Source organism: Desulfovibrio sp. 1214_IL3152, from assembly GCF_036763055.1.
Classification (GTDB): Bacteria; Desulfobacterota; Desulfovibrionia; order Desulfovibrionales; family Desulfovibrionaceae; genus Desulfovibrio.
This window is the reverse complement of the sequence record NZ_JBAIYW010000095.1, coordinates 1-1,914: the sequence shown is the minus strand read 5'-3', so window position 1 is coordinate 1,914 and position 1,914 is coordinate 1. Positions and strand designations below refer to the sequence as shown.

The following is a 1,914-nucleotide window of genomic DNA, read 5'->3' as shown; positions in this document are numbered from 1 at the left end:
CGTCAGCAGGGCGCTTTGCGCCCGCTGCATCAGGACTTCCGGCCGCGTTCCGGCGCTCTTTCGTATCGGATGTGTGCATGCTCACCTCTGGCTGCGCAGCATACTTTGCCACGGGCCATCCCGCAAGTCCCCAGGCCCGTTCCGGACGGCCGGACACGGCAAACATTCATAAAGCGAACCGGGCCTGCGGCCTTTGCTTGCTCACGAGCGGCATCTGGCTTACCTTGCCTGCATGCACAACTGGAGGAAAGTCATATGCACGTTCTGGTAACCGGCGTGGCTGGATTTATCGGCTATCACCTGGCTGCGCGGCTGCTGGCCGACGGCCACAGCGTGACAGGCGTAGACAACTGCAACGACTACTACGACGTGCAGCTGAAAAAAAACCGTCTGGCGCAACTGGGCGCCCTGCCCCAGGCATCCCGTTTTCGTTTCGAGCCGCTGGATCTGGCCGACGGGCCGGGCATGACCGCCCTTTTCGCGCGCGAAGGCTTCACCCATGTTGTCAACCTGGCCGCGCAGGCCGGGGTGCGCTACAGCCTCATCAACCCCGAATCCTATCTCAGTTCCAACCTCACAGGCTTTGGGCATGTGCTTGAAGGCTGCCGCCACAACAAGGTCGGCCACCTGCTTTTCGCCTCATCCTCTTCGGTCTACGGGTTGAATACGGCCCAGCCTTACTCCGTGCGGCACAATGTGGACCACCCGGTAAGCCTGTATGCGGCCACCAAGAAAAGCAACGAGCTTATGGCCCATTCCTACAGCCACCTTTACGGCATCCCCTGCACCGGGCTGCGCTTTTTCACCGTGTACGGCCCGTGGGGCAGACCGGACATGGCCCTGCACCTTTTTACCACCGCCATTGTGCGCGGCGAGCCTATCAAAGTCTTTAACGAAGGCCGCATGCGCCGCGACTTCACCTATATTGACGACATCGTGGAAGGCATTGTACGCCTGCTGCCCCTGGCCCCCGGCCCGGACCCGGCATTTGATCCGGCAGCGCCCGACCCGGCCTCCAGCTCCGCGCCCTGGCGCATATATAATATCGGCAATAACAACACTGTGGAACTCAACGATTTTATCGCCGCCCTTGAAGACGCGCTGGGCATGAAGGCCCGCAAGGACATGCTGCCCATGCAGCCCGGCGACGTAAAGGCCACCTGGGCCGACATCAACGACCTCACCGCCCTGACGGGCTTTGCCCCTTCGACGCCCCTGCGCGAGGGCATCGCCCGCTTTGTGGAATGGTATAAAGAGTATTACAAAATATGAGCGATTCTCAAATTATTCCGGCGTCTGAATCCGTCCTCGCCCCCACTCCGGCCCGGCCGGAAATCCTGGCCCCCGCAGGAGACACCCCGTCTTTTCTGGCCGCGCTGGCTGCCGGGGCAGACGCCATCTATCTGGGCCTCAAGCATTTTTCAGCGCGCATGCAGGCCGAAAACTTCGGTCTGACCGAACTTTCGCGCCTGACAGATCTGGCCCATGCCGAAAATGCCCGCGTTTACGTGGCCATGAATACGCTCATCAAGCCGGACGAGCCTGCCGCCGCCTACCGTCTCACCAGGCGGCTGGCGACTCAGGTGCGCCCGGACGGCCTTATTGTTCAGGACCTTGCCATGCTTGATCTGGCGCGTCAGGCCGGTTTTGAGGGCGGCATCTTTCTTTCCACCCTGGCAAACCTCACCCATCCCGCCGCCCTTGTGGAAGCCCAAAAACTTGGGGCCAGCCGCGTCATTCTGCCGCGTGAGCTTTCCATTGACGAAATACGCCTCATGGGCGAAGCCTGCCCCGAAGGGCTTGACCTTGAGTGCTTTGTTCACGGCGCGTTGTGCTATTGCGTTTCCGGCCGTTGTTACTGGTCCAGCTATATGGGCGGCAAAAGCGGCCTGCGCGGCCGCTGCGTGCAGCCCT

At 61.3% G+C, this 1,914-nt stretch carries 2 protein-coding genes; both read left to right on the top strand.

Going from position 1 to position 1,914, the window contains the following annotated elements:
- The first annotated feature begins 255 nt into the window (after nucleotides 1–255).
- Complete coding sequence (locus V6C07_RS01855; protein WP_333534693.1) at nucleotides 256–1,272, top strand: NAD-dependent epimerase; 1,017 nt, start codon at nucleotides 256–258, stop codon at nucleotides 1,270–1,272.
- On the top strand, nucleotides 1,269–1,914 hold a 646-nt coding region (locus V6C07_RS01850), incomplete at its 3' end, for a peptidase U32 family protein (RefSeq protein ID WP_333534692.1). The genes V6C07_RS01855 and V6C07_RS01850, both read left to right, overlap by 4 nt.

Coding starts and splice junctions, on each gene's coding strand:
- V6C07_RS01855 (WP_333534693.1), top strand. CDS start 256: ATGCACGTTCTGGTAACCGGCGTGGCTGGATTTATCGGCTATCACCTG.